Below are 2804 nucleotides of genomic sequence, written 5' to 3' on the forward strand. Positions count from 1 at the left end.
GCGGCCAGGCGGCGACCAGCACGCAGCGGTACGCCCCGCAGCGGCGTGCCGTGCCGCCCGACCTGCACGGCGAGGGCGGCCAGCAGCAGCCCGACGAGCAGCGTGTGCACCGCCGCCCGGGTGGTCCGCCCGGCCAGCAGGCTGACCGCGCCGAGCAGCGCGAACGGCAGGGTCGGCGCGATGGCGATCAGCGCCACCAGGAGCAGGATGTCGGCCCGCGAGGCGCGGTGGAACAGGAAGAAGTCGGGGCTGCGGCCGAGCACGTCCAGCAGCGGCTGGGTGACCACCAGCCCGACCAGGGCGACCAGCTCGAGGAGCCGGCCCAGCTCCGCCCGCCGGGGCCGACCCGGTCGCGCCGGGGCGGACGGTACGGGTCGGAGGTCGGGCGGCGCCAGCGTGCCCTCAGCCACCCACCACCGCCTGGTAGAGCGTCCGGGTGCCCGACGGCAGTTCCGCGCGCCGGATGATCCGGCAGCGCGCCGCGAGCAGCCGCTCGAAGGCGTCCCGCCGGTAGTCGGGGAACAGCCCGTCCGGCTTGTTGGCCAGCAGCCGGCGGGCCATCGGGTCCTCGGGGTGGACGAACTCGACCACCAGCGCCGCGCCGGGCGCGCCCAGGTTCGCGAGCTGGTCGACCACCGCCGCCAGCGGCACGTTCCGCCCGATCGCCAGGTGGTGCACCACGGCCAGGGCGAGCACCACGTCGGCCCGGGTCCGGTCGGCGAAGCCGGCGCGCTCGACGCCGCGCCAGCCGCCGCCGGGCGAGGGGTCGGCGAGGTCCATCACCAGCGGCAGGATCCGCCGCTGGCCCTCCGCCCGCAGCGCCCGGTAGAGCGCGTCGACCACCGCCGGTTCCTGCTCGACCGCGACCACGTACCCGGCGTGCCGGGCGGCGATCCGGGCGTACCGGCCGTCGTTGGCGCCCAGGTCGAGCGCCAGCGCCGGGGTGTCCACGCCGGCCACCGCCTCCTCGACGAACCGCTCCTTGGCCAGCCGGTCCTGCGCCGAGTAGCCGCAGGTGCGCTGGTAGTCCGACCAGTGGCTGCCGCCCGGCGGGCGGTCCAGCCGGCGGACCAGCTTCTCGATGCCGCGGACGGTCGCCGCCGCCAGCTCCCGGGAGTACCCGGCGTCGCGCAGTTGGGCCCGCACGTCGGTCGTGGTGGCACGCGAGTTGCGCCGCTGCATCGCGCCGTGCAGGTGCACGTGGGTGAGCACGCCGGGCAGCAGCCGGCGGGCGCCGCCGAAGAACCGGCGCATCTGGTCCGGCTCGATTCCGTCGACCCGGGCGCGCAGCCAGGGCTGGAAGTCGACGCCCAGGTGGGCCTGGAGCAGCAACGGATAGAGCAGTGTCTGGCAGAACTGCCGGTACCCGGCCCACGGCTCGCCCTCGCGGAGCGGCTCGAAGGAACCGACGTCGATGAAGACCGGCGCGGCGCCCCGCCACTGGAGGTTGTACGCCGAGCCGTCCTTGGTGGTGAACCCGCCGTCGAGCGCCGCCCGCAGCACGTCCAGGTGCAGCAGCGCGGCGTCCCGCAGCATGCCGAACGACCACTCGTAGGGGTGTGAGACGAAGGGGATGCGCTCGTGGCGGAGCGTCGCGGACCAGGGCGGCGTGGCGGCGACCTCCTCGGTGCCGCAGACCTTCCCCTCGGTCAGCAGGGCACGGAAGAAGCCGCTGCCCGCCAGGGCCCGCCAGTCCGCGGTCGCCCGGTCGTCGAGACCGCGCAGCACCTCGCCGTCGCGGTGGAAGACCCGGTTGGTCGGGTCGCGGAAGGATCCGGGGTCGGCCCGGAGGCCGGTGTCGGGGTGGGTCATCGCCGCTGCCGGCCCGTTCAGCGCTGGTCGGTGGGCTGACGGCGGAACCGGGCGACCAGCCGCCGCCAGTAGAGCTTGGCCGCCACCGCCGCTCCGGCCACCCCACCGACCACCGCCTGCACGATCAGGCTGCCGGACCCCGCGTCCAGGTAGGCCAGGTGCATCACCGGCTGCTCCCTTCCCTCGCCGTCATGGAGGCCGGCCGCGACGAGGCATTTAGCCGTTTAAGCCGGACTTGTCTCCTTGACACCGTACGCCGCGCGGGCCGGTCGTGAAGGCCACACGGGTCACTGCGCCCACGTCCGTTCCGTTCAAGACGACCGGCCCCGTCCGCCCCTACCGTGACCGCCATGACACCTCACTTCGACCTGATCGGCATGGCCGTCACCGACATGGCACGCACCCTGGACTTCTACCGCCGGCTGGGGCTGGCGATCCCGCCCGGCGCGGAGCGCGAGTCGCACGTGGAAATCACCCTGGACAGCGGTGTCCGGCTGGCCTGGGACACCGTCGACATGATCCGCGGCTTCGATCCGCACTGGACGGCGCCCACCGGAAGCCCCCGGGCGAACCTGGCGTTCCGCTGCGCCGACCCGGCCGAGGTCGACCGCTGGTACGCCGAGCTGACCGGGGCGGGACACCACGGCCACCTGGCGCCCTGGGACGCCTTCTGGGGCCAGCGGTACGCGGTCCTGCACGACCCGGACGGCAACGGCGTGGACCTGTTCGCACCCCTGACATCCCGCTGACCCGCCCGGCCGGTCAGCTCCCAGCAGCCGGGTGGGTGGCATCCCGGCCAACTCCCGCACCTCGCGGGTGAGGTGGGCCTGGTCGGCGTAGCCGGCGCGAGCCGCCGCCTCCGCGAGTGGCGTGCCGGTGCGGGCCAGGGCCAGACCTCGGCCATGACCGTCAGGAGGGCGGTCTCGTCGTTGGCGACCCGGCGGGAGTAGACCAGATGGCCGTCACCGTCGACGGCGGCGACATGGTGGTGG

General features: G+C 74.8%; 3 protein-coding genes and 2 pseudogenes. 1 reads left to right on the forward strand and 4 read right to left on the reverse strand.

Annotation, left to right across the window (positions count from 1 at the left end; all coding sequences use genetic code 11):
• The 3 genes and pseudogenes from JNW87_RS37080 to JNW87_RS37090 all read right to left on the reverse strand — a co-directional run.
• Positions 1-395: pseudogene (locus tag JNW87_RS37080) on the reverse strand (sulfatase); the annotation flags it as partial.
• A gap of 7 nt (positions 396-402) precedes the next feature.
• Positions 403-1812, reverse strand: a complete 1410-nt coding sequence (locus tag JNW87_RS37085; protein ID WP_109804332.1) for a class I SAM-dependent methyltransferase — start codon at positions 1810-1812, stop codon at positions 403-405.
• Positions 1813-1829: 17 nt separating this feature from the next.
• On the reverse strand, positions 1830-1979 hold the full coding sequence (locus JNW87_RS37090) for a hypothetical protein (RefSeq protein ID WP_165439974.1): 150 nt from the start codon (positions 1977-1979) through the stop codon (positions 1830-1832).
• Between the two features lie 183 nt (positions 1980-2162).
• Between JNW87_RS37090 and JNW87_RS37095 the strand changes: the two genes are divergently transcribed.
• Positions 2163-2561 carry a VOC family protein gene (locus JNW87_RS37095; RefSeq protein ID WP_109804337.1) on the forward strand — a complete coding sequence of 133 codons (399 nt, stop codon included), beginning with the start codon at positions 2163-2165 and terminating at the stop codon, positions 2559-2561.
• A 21-nt stretch (positions 2562-2582) separates the two neighbouring features.
• On the opposite strand, the pseudogene JNW87_RS37100 reads toward JNW87_RS37095, so the two are convergent.
• Positions 2583-2765 (reverse strand): annotated as a pseudogene (locus JNW87_RS37100) (helix-turn-helix domain-containing protein); the annotation flags it as partial.
• Positions 2766-2804 lie beyond the last annotated feature (39 nt).

The organism is Micromonospora sp. ATA51 (assembly GCF_016802855.1).
Taxonomy (GTDB): Bacteria; Actinomycetota; Actinomycetes; order Mycobacteriales; family Micromonosporaceae; genus Micromonospora; species Micromonospora sicca.